The sequence below is a fragment of the Bordetella tumulicola genome, assembly GCF_965138755.1.
GTDB lineage: Bacteria > Pseudomonadota > Gammaproteobacteria > Burkholderiales > Burkholderiaceae_B > Bordetella_A > Bordetella_A tumulicola.
Genome location: NZ_CBCSFP010000005.1, coordinates 300025 through 323774, shown reverse-complemented (window position 1 = coordinate 323774; position 23750 = coordinate 300025). Strand labels below are relative to the sequence as shown.

At 59.6% G+C, this 23750-nt stretch carries 23 protein-coding genes; 5 read left to right on the top strand and 18 right to left on the bottom strand.

From position 1 onward, the window contains the following. Positions 1 to 294: 294 nt before the first annotated feature. Positions 295 to 840: an oligoribonuclease gene (orn, locus tag ACNAZS_RS15700; protein ID WP_415790912.1), complete on the bottom strand. Its 546-nt coding sequence runs from the start codon at positions 838 to 840 to the stop codon at positions 295 to 297. A gap of 49 nt (positions 841 to 889) precedes the next feature. On the opposite strand from orn, the gene ACNAZS_RS15695 reads away from it, so the two are divergent. After that, positions 890 to 2149, top strand: a complete 1260-nt coding sequence (locus ACNAZS_RS15695; protein WP_415790910.1) for a M48 family metallopeptidase — start codon at positions 890 to 892, stop codon at positions 2147 to 2149. Next, positions 2146 to 3057: a ribosome small subunit-dependent GTPase A gene (gene rsgA, locus ACNAZS_RS15690; protein ID WP_415790908.1), complete on the top strand. Its 912-nt coding sequence runs from the start codon at positions 2146 to 2148 to the stop codon at positions 3055 to 3057. Before ACNAZS_RS15695 ends, rsgA begins: the two co-directional genes overlap by 4 nt. A 7-nt stretch (positions 3058 to 3064) precedes the next feature. Here the strand turns inward: rsgA and ACNAZS_RS15685 are convergent, their stop codons facing one another. Together ACNAZS_RS15685 and rplS are read right to left on the bottom strand one after the other, a co-directional pair. After that, positions 3065 to 3814: a CoA pyrophosphatase gene (locus ACNAZS_RS15685; protein WP_415790906.1), complete on the bottom strand. Its 750-nt coding sequence runs from the start codon at positions 3812 to 3814 to the stop codon at positions 3065 to 3067. 105 nt (positions 3815 to 3919) lie between these two features. Further along, on the bottom strand, positions 3920 to 4303 hold the full coding sequence (gene rplS / locus ACNAZS_RS15680; RefSeq protein WP_415790904.1) for a 50S ribosomal protein L19: 384 nt from the start codon (positions 4301 to 4303) through the stop codon (positions 3920 to 3922). Between the two features lie 276 nt (positions 4304 to 4579). On the opposite strand from rplS, the gene ACNAZS_RS15675 reads away from it, so the two are divergent. Then, complete coding sequence (locus tag ACNAZS_RS15675; RefSeq protein WP_415790902.1) at positions 4580 to 5452, top strand: EamA family transporter; 873 nt, start codon at positions 4580 to 4582, stop codon at positions 5450 to 5452. A gap of 38 nt (positions 5453 to 5490) precedes the next feature. On the opposite strand, the gene ACNAZS_RS15670 is transcribed toward ACNAZS_RS15675, so the two are convergent. From ACNAZS_RS15670 to ACNAZS_RS15660, 3 genes are all read right to left on the bottom strand, one after another. Continuing rightward, complete coding sequence (locus tag ACNAZS_RS15670) at positions 5491 to 5946, bottom strand: hypothetical protein (RefSeq protein ID WP_415790900.1); 456 nt, start codon at positions 5944 to 5946, stop codon at positions 5491 to 5493. A gap of 13 nt (positions 5947 to 5959) precedes the next feature. Continuing rightward, entirely contained in the window at positions 5960 to 7237 is a 1278-nt protein-coding gene (locus ACNAZS_RS15665) for a PA0069 family radical SAM protein (RefSeq protein ID WP_415790898.1), read from the bottom strand. Positions 7238 to 7462: 225 nt separating this feature from the next. Beyond that, positions 7463 to 8761 (bottom strand): sulfate adenylyltransferase subunit 1, encoded by a 1299-nt coding sequence (locus ACNAZS_RS15660; RefSeq protein WP_415790896.1) that lies wholly within the window; start codon positions 8759 to 8761, stop codon positions 7463 to 7465. A 137-nt stretch (positions 8762 to 8898) separates the two neighbouring features. On the opposite strand from ACNAZS_RS15660, the gene ACNAZS_RS15655 reads away from it, so the two are divergent. After that, positions 8899 to 10203, top strand: a complete 1305-nt coding sequence (locus ACNAZS_RS15655) for an RNA-guided endonuclease TnpB family protein (RefSeq protein WP_415790894.1) — start codon at positions 8899 to 8901, stop codon at positions 10201 to 10203. Here ACNAZS_RS15655 and cysD read toward each other — a convergent pair. The 9 genes from cysD to ACNAZS_RS15610 form a co-directional block, all read right to left on the bottom strand. Then, positions 10121 to 11029, bottom strand: coding sequence for a sulfate adenylyltransferase subunit CysD (gene cysD / locus ACNAZS_RS15650; RefSeq protein ID WP_415790892.1), 909 nt, complete (start codon positions 11027 to 11029; stop codon positions 10121 to 10123). The two genes, ACNAZS_RS15655 and cysD, sit on opposite strands and share 83 nt — an antisense overlap. 9 nt (positions 11030 to 11038) lie before the next feature. Then, positions 11039 to 11791 (bottom strand): phosphoadenylyl-sulfate reductase, encoded by a 753-nt coding sequence (locus tag ACNAZS_RS15645; protein WP_415790890.1) that lies wholly within the window; start codon positions 11789 to 11791, stop codon positions 11039 to 11041. 2 nt (positions 11792 to 11793) lie between these two features. Continuing rightward, entirely contained in the window at positions 11794 to 12855 is a 1062-nt protein-coding gene (locus ACNAZS_RS15640; RefSeq protein WP_415790888.1) for a sulfate/molybdate ABC transporter ATP-binding protein, read from the bottom strand. A 13-nt stretch (positions 12856 to 12868) separates the two neighbouring features. After that, positions 12869 to 13771 carry a sulfate ABC transporter permease subunit CysW gene (gene cysW / locus ACNAZS_RS15635; RefSeq protein WP_415790886.1) on the bottom strand — a complete coding sequence of 301 codons (903 nt, stop codon included), beginning with the start codon at positions 13769 to 13771 and terminating at the stop codon, positions 12869 to 12871. Then, positions 13768 to 14652, bottom strand: coding sequence for a sulfate ABC transporter permease subunit CysT (gene cysT, locus ACNAZS_RS15630; RefSeq protein WP_415790885.1), 885 nt, complete (start codon positions 14650 to 14652; stop codon positions 13768 to 13770). Before cysT ends, cysW begins: the two co-directional genes overlap by 4 nt. Before the next feature lie 21 nt (positions 14653 to 14673). After that, complete coding sequence (locus ACNAZS_RS15625) at positions 14674 to 15699, bottom strand: sulfate ABC transporter substrate-binding protein (RefSeq protein WP_415790883.1); 1026 nt, start codon at positions 15697 to 15699, stop codon at positions 14674 to 14676. 220 nt (positions 15700 to 15919) lie between these two features. Next, positions 15920 to 16561 (bottom strand): peroxiredoxin, encoded by a 642-nt coding sequence (locus ACNAZS_RS15620; protein WP_415790881.1) that lies wholly within the window; start codon positions 16559 to 16561, stop codon positions 15920 to 15922. A 151-nt stretch (positions 16562 to 16712) separates the two neighbouring features. Beyond that, entirely contained in the window at positions 16713 to 18539 is a 1827-nt protein-coding gene (locus ACNAZS_RS15615) for an acyl-CoA dehydrogenase (RefSeq protein WP_415790879.1), read from the bottom strand. Between the two features lie 48 nt (positions 18540 to 18587). Beyond that, the gene (locus ACNAZS_RS15610) at positions 18588 to 19937 is read right to left on the bottom strand and encodes an SGNH/GDSL hydrolase family protein (RefSeq protein ID WP_415790877.1); all 1350 of its coding nucleotides are present in this window, start codon (positions 19935 to 19937) and stop codon (positions 18588 to 18590) included. Between the two features lie 111 nt (positions 19938 to 20048). On the opposite strand from ACNAZS_RS15610, the gene ACNAZS_RS15605 reads away from it, so the two are divergent. Next, positions 20049 to 21023 (top strand): LysR family transcriptional regulator, encoded by a 975-nt coding sequence (locus tag ACNAZS_RS15605; RefSeq protein ID WP_415790875.1) that lies wholly within the window; start codon positions 20049 to 20051, stop codon positions 21021 to 21023. Between the two features lie 45 nt (positions 21024 to 21068). Here the strand turns inward: ACNAZS_RS15605 and ACNAZS_RS15600 are convergent, their stop codons facing one another. The 3 genes from ACNAZS_RS15600 to ACNAZS_RS15590 form a co-directional block, all read right to left on the bottom strand. After that, positions 21069 to 21998, bottom strand: coding sequence for an electron transfer flavoprotein subunit alpha/FixB family protein (locus ACNAZS_RS15600; RefSeq protein ID WP_415790873.1), 930 nt, complete (start codon positions 21996 to 21998; stop codon positions 21069 to 21071). 1 nt (position 21999) lies between these two features. After that, on the bottom strand, positions 22000 to 22749 hold the full coding sequence (locus ACNAZS_RS15595; protein ID WP_415790871.1) for an electron transfer flavoprotein subunit beta/FixA family protein: 750 nt from the start codon (positions 22747 to 22749) through the stop codon (positions 22000 to 22002). Between the two features lie 71 nt (positions 22750 to 22820). Continuing rightward, entirely contained in the window at positions 22821 to 23744 is a 924-nt protein-coding gene (locus tag ACNAZS_RS15590; protein WP_415790869.1) for a histone deacetylase family protein, read from the bottom strand. Positions 23745 to 23750 lie beyond the last annotated feature (6 nt).

Sequence of the window (23750 nt, the reverse complement as noted above, 5' to 3'; positions counted from 1 at the left end):
GGCCACGGTGGCCTGTTTGAGGATCGGGCAGTCCCGCGCAGCGGGACCGAGGGCGCCTGCATGCGCCCGAGCCGAGCCGATCAGGCCACCGTGGCCATGGCACCGGACAGGGACTCACAGTAGTAGCTTGCCCTGAGGACCATACGCATCGCGACACACAACGAACGCGGTATTACCAGCACCGGTGAATGGGAAGATAACGCGAGCCGAGGCCCCTGGTTGGGCCGAGCCGACGCGATTACGCCGGCGACGCCTACACACGACGGACCTCGGCGCATTAAGAACCAACAGCGCCTACACCTTAAGAAAGTGCTCGCGATAATACTTAAGTTCGTCGATGGACTCGTAAATATCCGCCAACGCCTCATGCTTGCTTTTCTTCTCGAAGCCCTTATACACCGCCGGTACCCAGCGGCGCGCCAGTTCTTTGAGCGTGCTAACGTCCAGGTTTCGATAGTGGAAAAAGCGTTCCAGGTTCGGCATGTAGGCGTACATGAAGCGGCGGTCCTGGCTGATGGTGTTGCCACACAGTGGGGACTTGCCCGCGGGGACGTGCTGCGACAGAAAAGCCAGCAGCGTTTGTTCTGCCTCGGCCTCGGTGAGCGTAGATGCCTTGACCTTGTCGATTAGACCGCTTTTGCCGTGGGTGGACTTGTTCCAGTTGTCCATGGCGTCGAGCAGACTATCGGATTGGTGCACAACGAGCACCGGCCCTTCGGCCACGACGGTCAGGTCAGGCTCGGTGACGACGACGGCCACTTCGATGATGCGCTCTTTGTTGGGATCAAGCCCGGTCATCTCCATATCGAGCCAGACCAAGCGGTTTTCGTTTGCAGCCATATAATTTGCCTATAAAACACCACATTTTCTCATACGTAACGCGAACTCCGTGCCCCTGCCTACTCTGACCCTGCTGTTTGTATTCTTTTTGGTTGCCGATCTGTGTGTGCGCCAATGGTTGGCCATGCGCCAGATTCGTCACGTCGCGCGCCATCGGGAACAGGTTCCGCCCGAGTTTTCACCGCGCATCGGCCTGACCAGCCACCAACGAGCGGCGGACTATACAGCGGCACGCGTGCGTCTCGGGATGCTGGAGCGGGGGTATGACGCGGTCATACTGGTGGGACTGACCTTGTTGGGTGGCCTACAGGCCATTGACCTGTGGATCGCGCAAGCCACCTCGAATGACTTGCTGCGCCAGTTGCTGTTGCTCGGTAGCGTAGCACTCCTGCTGGGCGTATTGGGCCTGCCCTTTACATTGTGGCGTCAATTCAAACTTGAGGCCCATTTTGGTTTTAATCGTATGACGCCCGGGTTGTTTGCCTCTGACTTGGTCAAGGGCGTCCTGGTGTCACTGGTATTAGGGGCACCTCTGGCAGCTGCCATCCTCTGGCTGATGGCCGAGGCCGGCAGTCTCTGGTGGGTGTGGGCATGGGGGCTCTGGACGGCCTTTAACCTGCTGTTGCTGTTTATTTTTCCGACCTTTATTGCACCACTATTCAATAAATTTACACCGCTGGCCGACGCGGAACTGGCGCAACGCATCAAACAGCTGGCACAGCGCTGCGGCTTTGCGCTGAACGGTTTGTTTGTGATGGACGGCTCGCGCCGCTCGGCGCACGGCAATGCGTATTTCACGGGCTTCGGTAAATCGCGCCGCATTGTATTTTTTGATACCTTGCTGGCTCGCCTGAATGCGGATGAAATCGAAGCCGTGCTGGCTCACGAACTGGGGCACTTTGCCAAGCGCCATATCATCAAGCGCATCGTGCTGAGCTTTGGCACCGCCCTGTTGTTTTTTGCCGTGCTTGGCTGGTTGGCTCAACAACCCTGGTTCTACGAGGGCCTGGGCGTGTTGCCTCGTTTCAGTGGGCGTAATGATGCGATGGCGCTGCTGCTGTTTTTCTTGGTGATTCCGGTCTTTACGTTTATGTTGACCCCGATTGCCAGTTGGTACTCTCGCCGCGACGAATTCGAGGCAGACCGTTACGCCGCTACGCAAAGCTCGTCCGAACAACTCGTCTCGGCACTCGTCAAGCTGTACGATGACAACGCCGCGACTCTGACACCCGACCCTGTGCACTCCGCCTTCTACGATAGCCACCCCCCCGCTGCCGTGCGCATCCGTCACCTGACGCAGCACGCATGAGCGACAACCTTCCCCAACCCCTGGAGGGCCGCATTATTGCGGCGCATGGCCGCCACTACGTGGTGGAATTCCCGGATGGATCAAAGCGGCATTGCTTTCCGCGTGGCAAAAAGACCGGTGCTGCGGTGGGTGATCGGGTGAAAATCGCCCCCCAAGGGCGCGACGAAGGCGTCATTGAGGCCATTCTGCCGCGCAGCAATTTGTTGTTTCGCTCGGACGAGACGCGTTCCAAGCAGTTCGCCGCGAACGTCGATCAGCTCTTGATTGTGGTCGCGGTCGAGCCCACGTTTTCGGATGATCTGGCCTGGCGCGCATTGGCCGGCGCCTGGAGCGTCGGTATCGAACCGCTGATCATCCTAAACAAAGTCGATCTACAAGCGGGTGTCGAGACAGCACGTGCACGCCTGGCGTCGGTGCGCGCACTGGGGGTCCCGGTGATCGAACTCAGCGCCCATGATCAGCCCACTGTCCATGCGGCGTTAGCCGATCGGCTGGCGGGTAAAGTGACGTTGCTCCTGGGCCAAAGCGGCATGGGCAAATCGACGCTGCTCAATGTGCTGGTGCCCGATGCGGACGCCGCCACACGTGAATACTCCTCCGCACTGGATATGGGGCGACACACCACCACCAGCACACGCCTATACCATTTGCCCGCGCCTGGCGGAGATCTGATTGATTCGCCGGGATTTCAGGCGTTCGGTTTGCAGCACTTATCGGGCGACGATATTTTGCGTGGCTTCCCGGAGTTCACGCCGCATATCGAGCGCTGCCGCTTTTATAACTGCACTCACCGGCACGAACCCGGCTGTGGCGTCGTCGCGGCGCTGCGGGCGGGCGAGATTGATACGGCCCGCTATGCGTTGTACGAGCGCATCCTCGACGAAAGCGAGGCCGCGCAGCGCTATTGACGCGCGCTCACGCTGCGTCGACCGGTGACTCCTCGTTGCCGACGAGCCCATGACGCAGCTTGTGATACAGATTGCGCAGGATGCCGGCCGTCGCCCCCCAAATGAAATATTGGTGCCAAGGCATCGCGTAGTACTGTCGCTCGCGTCCATCCGGCAAAGGGCCGCGATGGAGTCGGTGATTCGCCGGATCCATCAAGAAAGACAACGGGACCTCAAAGATCTCGGCGACCTCGAATTCATCAGGCGCCAGCGTGAACCCGGATCGCACCAGCGATAACACCGGCGTAATGGCAAACCCGGTCGAGGTGAGATACGGGGGCATGGTGCCCAGGACCTCGATATAGTCCGCGGACAGGCCGGTTTCTTCGTCGGTCTCGCGCAATGCGGTCGCGACCGGCGTGGCGTCGACCGTTTCGACGCGCCCACCGGGAAAACTGATCTGCCCGGCGTGGTCGTATAAATGAGCGGTACGCTTGGTCAACATGATGCTGACGCTCTCGGGGTGCACCACCAGCGGAATCAGCACGGCGGCAGGAACAGGCGGGCCGTCGCGCCCGGGATGACGATACTCTGTCGAGCCGAGTCGATCCTGAGGCCAGGCTCCGCTGTGAGTCAATACGCCACGCAGCCGTTCGGGGACCAGCAACTGAGGATCAATGGCCGTCAGTCCCGCATCAGCGGGCTGCCAAGGTTGAGTGGCGGGATCAAACGGGGGGGCCGCACGCGGCCGACGAGGACGAGTCGAAGGATCAGGCATACCAGCTACGAATGTGAAAAAGGCACCTTGTTAGGTGCCTTTTTAACCCGGATTGCCGGGAGGCGCGGTGTGAGCCAGCCGAGACGAACATCACACCGGCACGGATCAAGAAGCCGACTTGACCTTCTTGATGACCAGCTTTTCTTTAATACGAGCCGATTTGCCCGAGCGGCTGCGCAGGTAGTACAGCTTGGCGCGGCGCACATCACCACGACGCTTGACTTCGATGCTGGCGATTTGTGGCGAGTACAGTTGGAACGTACGTTCGACGGCTTCGCCGGACGAAATTTTGCGAACGATAAAAGCCGAATTCAAGCCACGGTTACGCTTGGCGATAACGACGCCTTCGTAAGCCTGTACACGCTTGCGGGTGCCTTCAACGACGTTGACGCTGACCACGACGGTATCGCCAGGGGCGAATTCGGGTAGAGGCGTGCCGCCGGTAAGGCGCTTGATTTCTTCCTGTTCCAGGATAGCGATGAGGTTCATGAGAACTCCAAGATCATCGTGCCTTGCGCTGTTTTTGCGTGCAGTATCGACCGAGGCCGGTACCTTTGCTATCCGCAAGCAGAGGATGAGGTTTGTGGTAAACCCAGCATTCTACATCAAATCAAGACTTTACGCGCCGCGTGATAGATAAACATGGCAAACAGACAGCGGGACGTTGGGGAAATGAGAGAGATCGGCGGATGACACGCCTGATTTAGCGGTACTCTTGCCGGCGTTGTTGTCATATTTCTGTCATTTTCGGTAGTCGTTGCATCGATGTCTTATGCGTCCCTGATATTAGTCGTCTTGGCGGCCATGGCCCACGCTACGTGGAATCTGTTAGCCAAGCGCGCCGCCATGGTGGGACCGGCGTTTGTGTTTGCCTATGGGCTATGCGCCACCTTGTTGTATGCACCCTGGGTCGTATGGATTTTGCTGCACGAGGGCATGACGTGGACGTGGCCCATTGTGTTCTGCATTCTGGCTTCCAGCGCCCTGCACCTGGGTTATAGCCTCTGTTTGCAACGTGGCTATCAGGTAGCGGACCTATCCGTGGTGTATCCCATCGCCCGCGGTACCGGTCCACTCTTGTCGACCACAGGCGCCTTTTTGTTGCTGGGCGAGCCCGCATCCTCCACAGGGATTGCAGGGATGCTCTGCGTCGTCGGCGGCGTATTGCTGATTGCCACGCAGGGAAAGCTCACGCTTTTTCGCCAGCCCCAGGCCTGGATCGGCGTACGCTGGGGCGGCGTCATCGGGTTATTTATCGCAGCCTATACCGTTGTGGACGCCTACGGCGTCAAGGTGCTGTTGATTATGCCCGTCCTGTTTGACTGGCTCACCTGCGTCGCGCGTACCGTCATGATGGCTCCCCACGTCGTGCACAGGCGCGCGGAAAGCTGGCAAGCCATGCGCGGGTATTGGGGATTGGCGTGGGCGATCGGCTTGCTGTCGCCACTGGGTTATATCTTGGTACTGTACGCCCTGCGCAACGGTGCGCCGCTCAGCCTGGTGGCCCCTGCGCGGGAAATGTCGATGATGCTCGGCACTCTGGCGGGCATGTTTCTTTTACGGGAAAACGTGGGTGTTGGTCGCCTGTTGGGATGTGCAGCCATTTTGGCTGGCGTCATATTGCTGGGATCGAGCTAAGACCTGCTACCCGGATCGGAGCCTCGTCGCCACGCCGATCAGAACCCTGCCGCGGCGCCGAGCCACATCATCCCGGGAATCAACGCCCCCCACATCGCGACCAGCAAGACATCCACCACCATTTGGCGAGCAGTGACGCCCTGGTTCAATGCTCGGGCCGCCGTCCCCATGGACTGGCTGTGTGCGGCCGACATGTCGATGGAGACAGACGCGGCTGAGACCGACACGTGGGCAATCCCGCCAACGGGTTGATCTACGACCGGCTGAGTCGCAACGGGCCGGCCAACAACGGGCTGCGCAGCGACCGGCGAAATCGTGACGTCCGACTGAGTCGGGACATAGCGGCGCCCCTGCGACAAGCCCGACGAAAAAGGCCATTTGGCTGGCTGGCGCAGCACACCGCCGGCGGCACGTGCAACGATGCGAGGCATCCATGCCGGCAAACGGGAAGGCAAAGAAATGGCGGAATCAGAAGCAAGCGTAGCAGTGGACATGAGAAGGCTCCGGTTAGAACAGCGCTAACTGCGGTGAGGATGAAAGCGGCAACGAGGATCTCGACTGCCGTGATGTGCCCTGCCCCACGCCGGAGGCAGGCATGGCATGGGACGCGGAATCTGCAACCCGGGGCGCCTGGAATAAATGCGTGGCCAACTGGGGCCGGGTGGTATTGAGGCCGAGTTTGCGCACAGCCAGGTTGAAACGCTGGCGCAACAGGTCGGCCCACAGACCCGTGCCTCGCATGCGAGTGCCGAACCGAGAGTCGTTGCGACGGCCGTTGCGTAAATCCTCGATACGATGCAGCACGCGTTGGGCACGGTCGGGGAAATGGGTTTCCAGCCATTCCTCAAAAACGGCTTTGACCTCCCACGGCAGGCGTACCACCGTATAGCTGGCATAGCAGGCACCCGCCTGACGGGCGGCTTGCAAAATGTGCTCGAGGGATTCGTCGTTGATAAACGGAATAACGGGCGCGACCAATACCCCGACGGGGACACCGGCATCCGCGAGCGTACGTACCGCCTGGAGGCGCCGCCACGGCGCCGAGGCGCGCGGCTCAAGCGTGCGGGCCATCTCGATATCCAGCGTGGTAATACTGATATAGACGGTGATCAAATGCTGCTCAGCCGCGAGCCGAAGCAAATCCAGATCGCGCTCGATCAGGGCGTTTTTCGTGACCACCGTGGCCGGGTGACGGGTCTGCCATAGCAGATCGAGGATGCCCCGGGTCAATTGCCATTGACGCTCGATGGGCTGATACACGTCGGTCGCCGATCCGATATTAATGGGGGATACGCGATAGCCCGGGCGCGCCAGCTCGGCACGCAGCACATCGACCGCATTGGCCTTGGCGACTAGCCGGGTTTCGAAATCCAGCCCAGGGGAATAGCCCAAGTAAGCATGCGTCGGACGGGCATAGCAGTAGACACAACCGTGCTCACAACCTCGGTACGGGTTGACGGCCACATCGAAGGGAATGTCGGGGGAGTCATTGCGAGACAAGAGCTTGCGAGCCTGCTCTGGCGCGACGGTGGTCTTGGGTGCCGGTTGGGCGACAATGGGAATGTAACCGCCCGGGAGATCTCCGCCGCAGCCATCGCCCTCGGAGACAGCCCCCTGGGAGGCGGTATCGTCCTGCCCGCTGGACCAACCGTCATCGACGGGTTCGCGCTCGGCTTGCTGGAAACGGTGCTGAACATTAGTAACCGCTCCCCGGCCGCGCAAGGCGGCGGGGGCGGTAGCCGGGGACCCAGAACCGGCGGAAAAAACGTAATCAGTGCGTTCCATGAAAGTACTGTACAAAAAACCAGTACTTTCAGCAAGCCCCAATTGCCCTTAACAGGCGAAATCTCACTTTACCCCAAGACGAGAGCGCCGTCTGAAGTATTGATTTCACACTCTGGAAATCGGCCGAAAACCCGCATCATTATTGGATTTAGACAAAAAACAACAGGCCACCACCCGGCAAGGTGATGGCCTGAACGCCCCGTTCGACAGCCTAGGTGAATTCCCTTAGCGCAACATACCCGCGGCAGCGGTCTGATGCGTGGCCGCGTCGATCAAAATAAACGCGCCGGTCGCCGGCGCATCCACATAGCGATCGACGGCCAGGGCTTCGCGCGTGGCAAATGAGACGCGCCCGATCTCGTTCATATTCAAGGTTCCGCTCGTGTTCTGCACCTCTTGCAACTCGTGAACATCCCGTTGCGTCAATACGCCCCGAATCTTGGCAGAGGTTAAACGCGTGCCATGCTTGAGCAAATATTTTCGTGCGGGATTCAGGGCCTGCGTATCCAGCCAGCACAGCTCGGCCTCGAACTCGCGCCCGACCCGTGCTGGCGCCTCGGCATGCGACAAGACATCGCCGCGCGACACGTCGACATCTCGGTCCAGCACCACCGTCACCGAATCCCCCACCACCGCCACATCGACGGCACGATCAAACGCCAGGATCTCTTTCACGCGCGCCGTCACGCCCGAAGGTTGCACGACGATGTCGTCGCCCGGGCGCAACTCTCCGCTGGCAATGCAACCGGCATAGCCTCGAAAATCATCGGCGCTCTCGCCGCCGTGGCGCGCCACCCACTGCACAGGGAATCGCAAGGGACGAATAGCCGCTTCGTTATCCAGGCCCAGCTGTTCCAGCAAACTCAACAATGGCGGGCCGTCATACCACGGCGCTTTAGCAGACCGATTGACAACGTTATCGCCCTCCAGCGCCGATAGTGGCAACACATGAAAGTGCGCGATATTCAGTCGACGGGCCAGGTCGGCATAGGCTTCGCGAATGCGCTCGAACACCGCCTGATCCCAGTCGATCAGATCCATTTTGTTCACCGCAACGACGATATGACGAATACCCAGTAAATGCGCGATGGTACTGTGACGCTTGGTTTGCGTCAGCAACTTGCCATCGGTGGCACGCGTAGCATCGATCAAGATAATGGCGGCATCCGCCGTCGAGGCGCCAGTCACCATATTGCGCGTGTACTGCTCATGTCCCGGTGCATCGGCGACGATGAACTTGCGCAGCGGTGTCGAAAAATAGCGGTAGGCCACATCAATCGTGATCCCTTGCTCACGCTCGGCCTCAAGGCCATCGGTCAGCAACGCAAAATCAATACCGTCACCCGCCACACGCTTGTACTTGGCACGCGAAATGGCATCGAGCTGATCGGCAAATACGCCTTTGCTGTCGTACAGCAAGCGTCCGATCAGCGTGGACTTGCCGTCGTCCACCGAACCGGCCGTAATCAACCGCAGTACGCCATTGTCGGTATCGGGCAAAAAAGAATCATTCACTGCGTTCATCCATTACTCCGAGAAACCTCGGCATTCACGCCGGGGAGGAAAGGGGCGCAGCCGTCAGGCTGCAGGATTGGTCTGATTTGAGCTGACGACTGGATAGAAATCCAGTTATTGGGTTTGACGCGGATAGCATCTTGGGCATGCAAACCAAACGTGCCTACCGATTCCGCTTCTATCCCACGCCCGAGCAAGCGATCACGCTGGCTCGCACGTTTGGTTGTGTGCGCGTGGTCTATAACCACATGCTTGCCCTTCGTTCGACGGCTTGGGCCCAGCGGCAAGAGCGTCTGGAATATCACGTGACCTCGGCTGCGCTGACGGCGCTGAAAAAGACGGCGGACCACATCTGGTTGAACGAGGTCAGTAGTGTTCCCCTGCAGCAAACGCTGCGCCATTTGCAAACGGCGTTTGTTAGTTTCTTCGCCAAGCGCACCAGATACCCTCGCTTCAAACGCAAAGACGGCTCGCAATCGGCCGAATACACCGCCAGTGCCTTTCGATGGGATGGCCGTTCGCTCAAATTGGCGAAGATGGCTGGAGTTCTCCCGATTCGTTGGTCCCGTCAGATTCCGAAGGCTGCCAAAGTCACCGTCGTCACCGTCGGCAAAGACCCGGCAGGGCGATACTTTGTCAGCCTGCTGTGTGATGACGCCGTGGTACAGAAACCTCCGGCGTCGAGCTGTGTCGGGATCGATCTGGGGCTGTCTCATTTTGCGACCCTCTCAACAGGAGAAAAAGTCGATGCGCCACAGGTCTTTCGACAACACGAGGCGAAGCTAGCCAAGCTGCAACGTCGCTTGGCCAGGAAACATCGCGGATCGGCTCGCCGTGCCAAGGCGAGGCTAAAAGTCGCCAAACTGCATGCAAAGATCGCAGACATCCGCAGGGATTTCCTGCACCAGCTTTCTACCCGGTTGATCCACGAAAACCAAGTGATCGCCGTAGAAAGCTTGTCTGTGTCCAACATGCAGAAAAACCGCTGTCTGGCTAAATCCATCGGAGATGCCGGGTGGGCTGAGTTCGTGAGACAGCTTGAATACAAAGCGCGTTGGGTCGGACGAGACGTCGTGCGGGTGGATCGCTGGTACCCCTCCAGCAAGCGCTGCCACGCTTGCGGGCACGTTTTACCTAAGCTGCCGTTGAGCGTGCGGCAGTGGTCCTGTCCAGAATGTGGCACAGACCACGATCGTGACATCAACGCCGCGCATAACGTATTAGCCGCCGGGCTGGCGGTGTTAGCCCATGGAGAAACGGTAAGACCTGAGTGCATGAGTGTTGATGCGCAAATGGCTCGGTTCGGTGAAGTGGGAATCCCTTTCCCTTTAGGGAAGGGAGCAATCAAGTTGAAATCCGATAATCAGTTCAGAAATAACCTTCTTTCTTGCGGCGCTCCATCGAGGCCTCGGAAGTCTGGTCATCCATGCGCGTCGCGCCGCGCTCGGTAATGTCGGTAACGGCCGTCTCGGCAATGATGGCCAGCGGATCTGCAGCGTCGGACGCCACAGGGCAGGTGCAAGAGATATCGCCCACCGTGCGAAAACGCACCGATAGATTCTCGATCTGCTCGCCCTCTTGCGGCGGGGTCAAAGGCGTCACCGGCACCAGCAGGCCCTTGCGGCGAACCACATCGCGTTGATGGCTGTAGTAAATCGACGGCAAGGCCAACTGCTCGCGCTGGATGTATTGCCACACATCCAGTTCGGTCCAATTGGAAATCGGAAAGACACGCATGTTTTCACCCGGGTGCACACGGGTATTGAACAGATTCCACAACTCGGGACGCTGCGCTTTGGGATCCCACTGGCCAAACTCGTCGCGGAAGGAAAAAATACGTTCCTTGGCGCGCGCTTTCTCTTCGTCACGACGAGCGCCACCGATACACGCGTCAAAGCCGAATTCTTCGATAGACTCCAACAGCGTCACCGCCTGCGCTGCATTGCGCGAATCCGTCTCGCGTCGCAACACCACGCTGCCGCGACGGATCGAGTCCTCCACGCTGCGTACGATCAGCGTCTCGCCCAACTCGGCAGCACGCTGATCGCGAAAAGCAATCACCTCGTCATAGTTGTGGCCGGTGTCGATGTGCATCAGCGGAAACGGAAAGCGGCCCGGACGAAAGGCCTTTTCGGCCAACCGCAGCAACACGACCGAATCCTTCCCTCCCGAGAACAGCAGGACGGGCTTGGCGCATTCGGCGGCCACTTCGCGCAAAATGTAGATCGCTTCGGACTCCAGCCAATCCAGGTGGCTACGATTGATAACGACGGACATGATGTTCCTTTAAACAGAAGTCGATTTTTCGGTCGCCGCGACCACCGAAATCACACGATTGCCGGCATGCAGGCCGCATTCTTTAGAATCGGAGGATTCCCACCACCAACGCCCTGCCCGCACATCCTCGCCAGGGCGAACAGCGCGCGTACAGGGCTCGCAACCTATCGAGGGATAGCCTTGGTCGTGCAGCGGGTTGTAGTGGATGCCCAGCGCGCGGATGACGTGCCAGACATCCTCTTCACTCCAGGCGGCCAACGGGTTGTATTTGTACAAACCGAACACGGGATCGTGTTCGGCCTCCGGCAACTCGCCACGTGTGGCCGCTTGCGCACGACGTTGTCCCGTAATCCAGGCGCCGCGTCCCGCCAGGGCGCGCTTTAACGGGTCGACCTTGCGGATCTGGCAACAGGCTTTACGCAATTCCACGCTTTCATAAAATGCGTACGCACCATGGGCGTTGACATGCGCATCGACGGCCGCCGCGTCCGGACGATAGACCGTCAAGCTGCGGCCATAACGTTCACGCACGGCGTCCTGCATGCCCAGCGTCTCGGTATGCAGGCGGCCCGTATCCAGCGTAAAAATCTCTAGCGGAAAACCGCCCTCGTAGATCGCGTGCGTCAGGACCATATCCTCCGCGGCCAAAGACGAGGCCAGCGCGGCGTCGGGATAACGTTGAGCAATATCGGCCAATTGGCCTTGGAGTCTTTGCCAGAGAACATCCACGGCGGGTTCGAGAACGGAATCGACAGTCGTCATGGTTACGCATTGGCGAAAACACGAGCACGACGCGGTCGCGCCAGCAGGCTTTCGCCCTCCTTCAAGTTGAGTTCACGATAGAGATATTCGGGGACCTGGGCTTCGATGGTGGCCTGGGCGTCCTGGCGCTCCAGCTCCAGATAGGCGCTAGGCCCCGCCAGATACACATGATTCAAGCGCACGGGAATCCCCTGCCCCAGCCCATCATCACGAGCCACGTCAATCTCGTGAGGCCGCACGTAGGCGATCGCTTGCTGATTCTCGACCTTTGCCAGATCAGGCGCGGGCAGCTCAATACCATGCGCATGCCAAATGCCGCGCGTAGCGTGGCCGCTGACTTGATTCACGTCGCCCAGGAATCCATACACGAACGGCGTCGCCGGATGCTCCCACACCTCGCGCGGCGTGCCGACCTGCTCGATACGGCCGGCGTTCATCAACACGACGCGATCGGCGACCTCCAGGGCTTCTTCCTGGTCATGTGTCACAAAGACGCTGGCGACGTGTAGTTCGTCATGCAGCCGGCGCAACCAGCGGCGCAGTTCCTTGCGTACCTTGGCATCCAGCGCGCCAAAGGGCTCGTCCAACAACAACACCCGAGGCTCTACGGCCAAGGCTCGCGCAAGCGCAATACGCTGGCGCTGTCCTCCTGACAGTTGGGCGGGATACCGATCCGCCAACCAATCAAGCTGGACCAGGCTCAACAACTCATGCACTTTGGCGCGAATCTGCGCCTCGCTGGGCCGCAACGCGCGACGCTTGACCCGCAGGCCGAAGGCCACGTTTTCAAACACCGTCATATGCTTAAAGAGCGCATAGTGCTGGAACACAAACCCCACCTGACGATGACGCACGTCGACCTCGGTGGCGTCTTCACCCGCAAAGAGCACGCTTCCGGTGTCAGCCGTTTCCAGGCCCGCGATGATACGGAGCAAGGTCGTCTTGCCACAGCCCGATGGCCCCAGCAACGCAACCAGCTCGCCCGTTTCGATATGCAAAGACACATCGTCCAGGGCACGAAAATCGCCAAAGCGGCGCGAAAGATTCTTGACTTCGATACTCATACCTGGAGCTCCATTACGCCGTCGCCGGCCTCGGTACCACCACCGGCGCGCCCGCGGCTTCAATGGGTTGATCTGCACTATCGAGACGGGCGCTGCGCCACTCGACGACGTTTTTGATCACGAGCGTTACCAGGGCCAGCAACGCCAACAACGAGGCCACCGCGAATGAGGCGGCAAACTGATACTCACCGTAGAGAATTTCCACATGCAGCGTCAGCGTATTAGTCAGCCCGCGCACGTGACCGGACACCACCGAGACCGCGCCAAACTCGCCCATCGCCCGCGCATTGCAGAGAATCGCCCCGTAGAGCAGCCCCCATTTGATATTCGGCAGCGTCACGCGCCAGAAAATCTGCCAACCGTTGGCGCCCAAGGTCAACGCAGCCTGTTCTTCCTCGCTGCCTTGCGCTTGCATCAAGGGGATCAACTCTCGCGCGATGAACGGGAATGTGACGAACAAGGTCGCCAACAAAACGCCGGGCACGGCATAGACGATCTTGAGGTCGTAGACTTGCAACCACGGCCACAACCCGCTTTGCGAGCCAAACAGCAACACAAACACCAAGCCCGCCACGACAGGCGATACCGAGAACGGCAGATCGATCAAGGTGATCAAGAACTGCTTGCCCCGGAACTCGAACTTTGCAATGGCCCAGGCCGCCGACACGCCGAAAATCAGGTTCATCACGAGCGACAGCGCCGCGACCCACAGAGTCAGCTTGATTGCGCTCCAGGCATCTGGCTCGGTAATCGCCGCGAGATACAGCGCCCACCCCTTATTGAAGGCTTCGACAAATACCGTAATCAAAGGCAGCAGCAGAAACAACGCCAGAAATGCCAGTGCCAGCGTCAACAGTACGCCGCGTACCCAACGGGGCTCGGTCAGATGGTTGGCACGGTTCGTCACTGCACTCATGCGAACCTCCTGCCGCGACGGGCCTGCCAGCCCTGCAGTAAATTAATAAGCAGCAGCATGACAAACGAGATTGCAAGCATCACCGTGGCGATCGCCGCGGCGCCCACGTAATCGAATTGCTCCAGCTTGGACATGATCAGCAAGGGTGTGATTTGCGTCATCATCGGCCGGTTGCCCGCGATGAACACCACGGATCCATACTCTCCAATCGCCCGCGCAAACGCCATGGCAAAGCCCGTCAACAGAGCCGGCGTGATGGTGGGAAACAGGACGCGACGCAAGGTTTCCCATCGGTCGGCGCCCAGGCTGGCCGCGGCCTCTTCGATCTCGCGTTCGATGTCTTCCAGCACGGGCTGCACCGTACGCACGACAAACGGCAGGCCGATAAACGTCATGGCGACGATAATGCCCAGCGGGGTAAAGGCGACCTTCACGCCCAGCCAGTCATTCAGCGGTCCGCCCAACCAACCGTTCTTGGCATACAACGCGGTCAGCGCAATCCCTGCCACGGCCGTCGGCAATGCAAAGGGTAAATCGACCATCGCATCGACCACTTTCTTGCCGGGGAACTGATAGCGCACCAACACCCATGCCACCAACATGCCGAACACCAGATTCACCAGGGCGGCGATCAAGGCCGTGCCAAAGGTCAACTGGTATGAATACACCGCCTGAGGCGCGCTCACAACGCGCCAGAATCCGTCCCATCCCAAGCTCGCGCTTTTCAATGGCAGCATCGCCAGCGGCACCAACACCAACAGGCTCAGGTAAAACACCGTAAAGCCCATAGAAATACCGAAACCCGGCAGAACGCCGGGCCGTTTACGCTGCCGGCCGACGGGTGTTTGCGCACCTGGGGCCGCCATCATCGCTGAACTCATGATTGCATCCTGCTGTCTCGCCTATTTGCCGCCGGGCAGGTAGATCTGGTCAAACGTCCCCCCGTCGCTGAAGTGCGTTTTCTGCGCCTTTTGCCAGCCCCCGAAGATGGCATCATCTATCTGAACGAGTTTCACTTTGGGAAACTGATCAGCAAACTTCTCGGCCACTTGTTTGTCGGTCGGGCGGTAGAAATTGCGAGCGATAATTTCTTGCGCTTGCGGCGTGTAGAGAAACTCCAGATAGGCCTGCGCGGCAGCACGTGTGCCTTTGCGATCCACGTTCTTGTCTACGACAGCAACAGGCGGCTGGGCCAAAATCGACAAGGACGGCACCACAATGTCGAACTCGTCCGGCCCCAACTCTTTCAGCGCCAGGAACGCTTCGTTTTCCCAGGCCAGCAACACATCACCAACCTCGCGCTCGACAAAGGTCGTCGTGGAGCCGCGGGCACCCGTATCCAACACCGGAACGTGCTTGTAGAGCTCTCCGACAAAGGCTTTGGCCTTGGACTCATCGCCCCCGTTTTTCTCCAATGCATACGCCCAGGCAGCCAGGTAATTCCAGCGTGCGCCCCCCGACGTTTTGGGGTTGGGCGTGATGACCTCGATGCCGTCTTTGATCAGATCATCCCAATCATGAATCTGCTTGGGATTGCCCTTGCGCACCAGGAATACGATGGTCGAGGTATAGGGCGAGCTATTGAGCGGCAAGCGGGCTTGCCAGTCCTTGGGCAATAAACCGCGTTCGGCAATCGCGTCGATATCGTAGGCCAGCGCCAGCGTCACCACATCGGCATCCAGGCCGTCGATCACCGACCGCGCCTGCTTGCCCGAACCACCGTGCGATTGACGAACCGTCAGCGCCACACCGGTCTTATCCTGATAAGCCTTGACGAAGGCCTCATCCACCTCGCGATACAGTTCACGCGTCGGGTCGTACGAGACGTTCAGCAGCGTTTGTTTTTCTTGTGCCTGAGCGGGTAATCCCAAGATAAAGGTCGCGGCGACCGCGGCCAAGGCCGTCCAGATTTTTTTCTTGTGCAGCATCTTCACATCCCAAACAGGTAGACAGTGGATGCAAGTGTGCAGGCGGAAAGACCTAAATTAAACGAATCATTTTTTGATTGCTCATCGCGATTAGAAATAAAGAACAAGGCGGCGCACGAACAAGATGCAAAAAAAAGCGCGCTCTATCAATAAGATAGGGCGCGCAAGCGGCACCTGATGTGAGCCAGGCGCAATGCGCCTCACCCACACCACGGGTAATTTACTTATTCGGTTGGGGCGTAATACGCAGGTAGGGGCGTACGGCTTTGTAGCCTTTGGGGAATTTTTGCTGGATCACCGCCTCGTCCTGCAAGGACGGCACGATGATGACGTCGTCGCCGTCTTCCCAGTTGGCCGGCGTTGCCACGCTGTGGCTATCGGTCAGTTGCAGCGAGTCGATCACGCGCAGGATTTCGTTGAAATTACGCCCCGTGCTGGCTGGATAGGTGATGATCAAACGGACTTTCTTGGCCGGATCGATCACAAATACCGAGCGCACGGTCACAGTCGCGCTGGCGTTCGGGTGAATCATGTCGTACAGCTCGGCCACCTTGCGATCATCATCCGCAATAATGGGGAAATTCACCTGCGTGGATTGTGTGTCGTTGATATCGTCGATCCACTTGGTGTGCGAGTCGACATCGTCAACCGAGACGGCCAGCACCTTGACATTGCGCTTGGCAAACTCATCGGCCAATTTGGCGGTGTAACCGAGCTCGGTCGTGCAAACGGGCGTGAAATCGGCCGGGTGCGAAAACAGCACGCCCCAGCTATCTCCCAGATACTCATGAAAGCGGATCGGGCCGATGGACGTTTTTTGCTCGAAATCCGGGGCGGTATCGCCCAGACGAAGTTGGGTCATGGAAGGTCTCCGTGGCGGTTAGCAACGCCAGCCCGGCAAGGAGCTAGCGGTTAGCGAGGGAAATCTCGGGCTAATAACGAGATCATGCCCGATGATTCTTACATCAAATGCGTATCACTGGAAATACGTTTGTTGCATATGTTTAATAACTTTATGCAATATTGGATTGTGCGGCGCAACTATCGGCCACGTCACCCGCACGAACCGACGACGACAAAGCCAATGCACGCGGCAAGATCTGTGCACCATAAAACAGGGCCGTAGACAGCTTGCTGCGATAGAAAGGATCGGTCGTCCCCTCGGTCAATTTCTGTTGGCACACCAGCGCAGCACGAGCCATTTGCCAGCCGCCGTGCACAATACCCGCCAACATCAAATAGGGCACGCTGCCGGCAAAGACAGCGCGAATATTCGATTGTGCATGCTGCAAAATGAAAGCCACTGCAGCCTCATAGGCCTGAATACCCAGATCCAGGTTGTCACGCAGCAGATTCAGCCCGGCACGATCACTGGGCTCGGCACGCGCGGCGACAGTGTGCAGGGTCTGTAGCGTATCGCGCATGGCGGCGATGCAGGCATAGGCTGTCGCCCCCCCATCACGCAGGGTTTTACGCCCCACCAGATCGTTAGCCTGAATCGCCGTCGTTCCTTCGTAAATCGGCAGAATTCGGGCGTCGCGGTAATACTGCGCGGCACCGGTTTCCTCGATAAAACCCATCCCTCCATGCACCTGCACGCCCAACGACGCCACCTCGACCGCAGACTCCGTTGAAAAGCCTTTCACGATAGGCACCAAGTATTCGTAAAAAGCGCGGTTGCGCGACCTCACGGCGGCATCGGGATGATGCGTGCCCTTGTCATGCGCCGCTGCCGCCACAAACGACACGGCCCGCGCCGCCTCGGTCAAACCGCGCATCGTCAACAGCATGCGCTGCACATCGGGATGATTCACGATCGCCACCGGCCCGGCCGATCCCTCGATCGCCCGACCCTGGATACGCTCTTGTGCGTACGCCAACGCGTGCTGATAGGCGCGTTCCGATATCCCGATACCCTGTTGGCCGACCCCGAAACGCGCGGCGTTCATCATGATGAACATATACTCCAGGCCGCGGTTGGCCTCGCCCACCAGGTAGCCAACCGCGCCCTCACCGGCCTCGCCCTTGCCTGATCCATAGAGCAGAACGGCCGTGGGGCTGCCATGAATACCGAGTTTGTGTTCGAGCGACGCGCACCAGACGTCGTTGCGCGCCCCGAGACTGCCGTCCTCGTTGACCAGGAATTTCGGGACAATAAATAGCGAGATGCCCTTGACCCCCGCCGGGGCGTCAGGCGTGCGAGCCAACACCAAATGAATAATGTTCTCGGCCAGGTCATGATCGCCGTAGGTGATAAAAATCTTCTGCCCGCTCAAACGATAGGTGCCATCGCTCTGCGGTACCGCACGGGTGGTCACCTGAGCCAGATCCGAGCCGGCCTGTGACTCGGTCAAGTTCATGGTGCCCGTCCACTTGCCGGAAATCAGATTGGGCACATACGTCTGGCGCTGCGCATCGGAGCCCACCGTCAATAGTGCCTCGATCACGCCGTCGGTCAACATCGGACACAACGAAAATGCCAAACTGGCCGCCTGAAGGTTTTCACAAGGCGCGCACGCCACCAATTTAGGCAATCCCTGCCCGCCCCATTGCGGCGGGTGTTGCAGCCCCTGCCAGCCACTTGCCGCATAGTCGGCAAACCCCTGTTTGAATCCTGGGGTGGTGGTGACCTGTCCGTCGTTCCATTGAGGCGGTTGTGTATCACCCGGCACATTCAGCGGCGCAATCGCCTGCTCTGCAAAACGCGCGTTTTCATCCAGAATCGCGTCCACCAGGTCAGGAGTGACCTCTTCAAAACCTGGCAGCTTCAGGATTTCGTCCAGACCGGCCAGCGAATTAAGCGTGAAACGAAAATCCCGCAATGGGGTGACGTAGGACATGGGGTCTCCAGAATCGATTGGCGGTTGCTGTGCTCTATCAGGCCAATCTTAACCTTTGACACCCTCGTTGCGGGTGAACTCAGTGTCGAGTTCTGCACCGCCGGGCAGCAAGACCTCCAGATCGACGGCATCGGCCATCGCGCGGTTGCCCTCATCGCCGGGATGCAAATGGTCGCCGGAATCGTAACGAGAGTCGATGCGTGCGGGGTGCTGGGGGTTGCGCAGATGCGCATCCAAATCGATGACGGCATCGAACGCACCACTGTGCCGTATCCAATCATTCACCTGCCGACGCAGCGCATCCTTGTCGGGATGATAGTAGTCGGCCAGCGGGGTACCAGGCAGTGCGCCCTCGAATGGCGTAAGGGTCGCGCCAATGACACGAATGCCGCGGCTGTGGCCCTGTGCAATCAACTGACGGTAACCCGCCGTAAGCGCCTCCAGTGTGGGGCGCTGTGCTTCTCGTGCAAAAGCGGTGCCCGGCCAGGAAATGTCGTTGATGCCGAGCATGACGATCACGCTCTCTACACCCGGTTGCGTCAGCACATCATTATTCAGGCGCGCCAATGCATTGACCCCCATGCCGTCCGAGAGCAGTCGCGCCCCGGAAATACCCGCATTGACGACGGCCACGCCACGCGGCGCCAGGCGCGCAGCCAGGAAATCGGTCCAGCGATGGTCTTGATCCAGGCTCGCCTCGGCACCGTCCGTAATGGAGTCACCCATCACCACGACTGCGCCCGCGGCCTCCCCGGCCTCGACCTGGATTCCCGACAGCAACGCGCGAGCGGTCGTGACCTGTGCTTCACTGTCTTGTTTCTTGAGTGCCGCGACGGCCGTCTGGTCTCCAGGGACGATCCAGGCCGTTTGCCGACCATCCCAGTGGAAAGTCTGCAAAGGTGTTCTTTGCGGCAGATAGAGACTCACCACGAGCTGTTCCAGCACAGCCATCGACAATGCCACCGGGTCGCTGACCAGCGATGCGCCGGGCGGGATCGTGGCGGTAGCGTGCCCGCCAAAGGTCACCATGCGCACGCTATCGGCAACGACCGCGCCTTCATCACCCTCCTGAGGACGCGCCACCGTAGCCTTGCCCACGACGAGCGGCTGCCGGCCGTACGTATTGGATAACACGATACGCAGGCGCGGCCCACCCAGGCTGACGCGCGCGACCTGACGGACCGTCTGATTGAACAACTCGGCAGGCACGTTGGCCGGGAAGAGGAAATCCGGTCCCCAGACCGGCTGAGGGCTAGCCTGCCAAGTCGCCACCCATGGTGTTACGGAGACCGCCTGAGCGCTCAGCGCGGGCGACATAGACAGCATGCCCACCGAGAGGATCAAGGCTGACAACGCGGTGGCGATGATGTTTTGAATGGATGGGTTCGGCAGTTTCATAGTAGTGAATTCAAAATCCAAATGACACCGAATCATGAATTCAAAACCCAATTTGGAATAGACTAGCTGCACGAAATTCATTTATGAATTGAACTCACCGAAGAGGCAGACATGGCCCGAATGGAAGTCAACCGATCTCGCGAGCTAGAGGTCTTCGTGCGCGTGATCGAACTGGGCGGCTTCTCTGCCGCCGCTCGCGTTTGCGACATGACACCCTCGGCCGTGAGCAAGCTGGTCGCCCGCCTGGAACAACGCCTGGGCACACGCCTGATACATCGATCCACCCGGCAACTGCAACTCACGCCCGAAGGTTGCGTTTTCTATGAACGCGGTGTGCGCATCCTGTCCGACCTGGACGAGGCCGAACGCTGCGCCGGCGAACACACCGCGCCACGTGGCCGGCTTCGCGTCAATGCCAATGTCCCGTTCGGGCACAGTTTCTTGTTGCCCCTGGTACCCGAGTTCCTGGCGCGCCACCCGGACGTCACGCTGGATATCATGCTGACGGACGAAGTCATAGACATCCTGGAACAGCGCACTGACGTAGCAGTGCGTGCCGGCCCGATGAAAGATTCGAACTTGATGGCACGAAAGCTCGGTGCCACACGTATGGTTATTGTGGGTGCACCCGACTACCTGGCACGACACGGCACACCGCGCACGCCGCAGGAACTGCTGGCACACAACCGTCTGGGTGCAACGTACGTGCGCGCTCAACCCGGCTGGCCGCTAAGGCACGGCGACGAGGACATCGTGATACCCGTGACCGGCAATGCCCAGGCCAGTGATGGCGATGCGCTACATCGCCTGGCGCTAGGCGGACTGGGTCTGGCTCGATTGGCGGCCTTTCAGGTGCGCAGTGATCTCGCGGCGGGTCGGCTACAAGCAGTCATGGAAGACGCCAATCCGGGTATCTTGGAGGAAGTGCATGCCGTCTATGTTGGTCACGGCGGACTCATGCCGCAACGCGTACGGGCGTTCCTGGACTTTCTCGTCGAGCGCGTCGATATCAGCCAAGCCGGGTCGGAATCAAAGTCCCCGCTCAGTGGCTCGCACGCGACGGCTCCAAGAAAAACGGGTGTGTAAACCGGCAAAAGCCGGCTTACACACCCGTTGTAGCGCGTTGAGTACTTACAGCGCGCTGGTCAGCTCAGGTACCACCGTAAACAAATCGCCCACCAGGCCATAGTCGGCTACGCCAAAGATCGGCGCTTCGGGGTCTTTGTTGATGGCCACGATGACCTTGGAGTCCTTCATGCCGGCCAAGTGCTGGATAGCACCCGAGATACCCACCGCCACGTACAGTTGCGGGGCCACGATCTTGCCGGTCTGACCGACCTGCCAGTCGTTGGGCGCATAGCCCGCGTCGACCGCGGCGCGCGAGGCACCCAGGGCGGCGCCGAGCTTGTCAGCCAAAGGATCCAGGAGCTTGAAGTTTTCAGCACTGCCCAAGCCACGGCCACCAGACACGACAACGCGTGCACCGGCCAGCTCGGGACGATCGCTCTTGGCGACCTCGCGACCGACGAACGACGAGAGACCCGAATCGGCCACCGCGTCCAGCTTGTCGACAGCGGCCGAACCACCCGTGGCCCCGACCGCGTCAAAGCCCGTGGTACGCACGGTGATGACCTTGACGGCATCGGCGGATTGCACCGTCGCAATGGCATTACCCGCGTAGATCGGGCGCTGGAAGGTGTCCGCGGACTCGACCCCGATGATGTCGGAGATCTGGGCCACGTCGAGCTTGGCAGCCACGCGCGGGGCCACGTTCTTGCCCGAGGCCGTCGCCGGGAACAAGATGTGGCTGTAGTCTGAGGCCACGGCCAGCACCTGGGCCGCCAGGTTCTCGGCCAACCCATCGGCCAAGTGCGGCGCGTCGGCCAGCAGGACCTTGGCCACGCCAGCGGCTTGTGCCGCCTGGTCAGCCACAGCCTGGGCGTTGCTGCCGGCAACCAGCACGTGGACATCGCCACCGAGCTTGGCTGCAGCGGCAATGGTGTTCAGGGTGGCGCCCTTGAGTTGGGCGTTGTCGTGTTCGGCAATAACCAACGTCGTCATCTTAGACCACCTTCGCTTCGTTCTTGAGTTTGTCGACCAACGCAGCCACGTCGGCCACCTTGATACCGGCCTTGCGGGCAGGCGGTTCGGTGACTTTCAGCGTCTTGAGGCGCGGAGCGGGATCGACACCCAGATCTTCGGGGCTGACGGTATCGAGCTGCTTTTTCTTGGCCTTCATGATGTTGGGCAGCGTGACGTAGCGCGGCTCGTTCAGGCGCAAATCGGTGGTCACGATGGCCGGCAACTTGAGCTTGATCGTTTCCAGGCCGCCGTCGACTTCACGGGTCACCGTGACGCTGCCGTCAGCGACCTCAACCTTGCTGGCGAACGTGGCTTGCGGCCAGTCGAGCAGCGCGGCCAGCATCTGGCCAGTTTGGTTGGCGTCGTCATCGATGGCTTGCTTGCCCAGGATCACCAGTTCCGGCTGTTCCTTGTCGACCAGGCCCTTGAGCAGCTTGGCCACGGCCAGGGGCTGCAACTCAGCGTCGGTCTGCACCAGAATGCCGCGATCAGCGCCGATGGCCATGGCGGTGCGCAGGGTTTCCTGGCACTGTGCCACGCCGCAAGACACGGCGATCACCTCGGTGGCCCCGCCCTTTTCTTTCAGGCGAGTGGCCTCTTCGACGGCGATTTCGTCGAACGGGTTCATGGACATCTTCACGTTCGCGATATCCACGCCCGTTTGATCCGATTTCACGCGGACTTTGACGTTGTAGTCAACCACGCGCTTTACAGGTACCAGCACCTTCATCCAGCAGCCTCCTAGCTCTATGAAATAGTCGATCGGCAAAAGCCAATCCCGCATTGCACAATTTGTTGATTCTACAACTTTGTCAGCGCTCGCAAATGCGCCAGCACGCTACGACCCAATGCGGACAAGTTGTAACCGCCCTCGAGCATGCTGACAATACGCCCCTGAGCGTGTCGCTCGGCCATCTGCACGACTTGTTCTGTGATCCAGGTGTAGTCGGCTTCCACGAGTGCCATTTGACCCATGTCATCCTCGCGGTGTGCATCAAACCCCGCGGAAATCAGGATCAGCTCTGGCGCATGGGCATCCAGGCGCGGCAGCCAACTGTCTTGCACCAGGGCACGCACCGCCGCCCCGTCAGTATAGGCAGGAACCGGAACATTGACCATGTTGGCGGCGGGATCCGTGGCACCGCTATTCGGAAAAAATGGATGCTGGAAAAAACTGCACATCAGCACGCGCGAGTCGCCTGCAAAAGTTTCCTCGGTACCGTTGCCGTGATGCACGTCAAAGTCAATGATCGCCACGCGCTGCAGACCATAGACATGCATGGCATGCTGCGCGGCGATCGCGATATTGTTCAAAAAACAAAATCCCATAGCCTGACCGGACCGCGCATGATGGCCAGGCGGACGCACCGCGCAAAACGCATTCGCCGCCTGCCCCTGCATCACCGCGTCTACGGCCGCGATACCCGCTCCTGCCGCATGCAGGGACGCGTCGTAGGAGCGCGGATTCATCAAGGTGTCGGGATCGACGTGGTAGTACCCCTCGGCCGGCGTATTGGCCTGCAGACTATCGAGATAATCCGCGGAGTGCACGCGCAGAATCGCCTCGCGTGTCGCCGCGGGGGCTTGCCGCTCGGCCAGAAAAGGCAGCAGTCCGCTGACCAATAATTGATCAGAAATCGCATCCAGCCTCTGCGGGCATTCCGGATGCCAACTGCCCATTTCATGCAGCCTGCACGACGGATGGGTAAGATACATGGTCTCCATATAAGG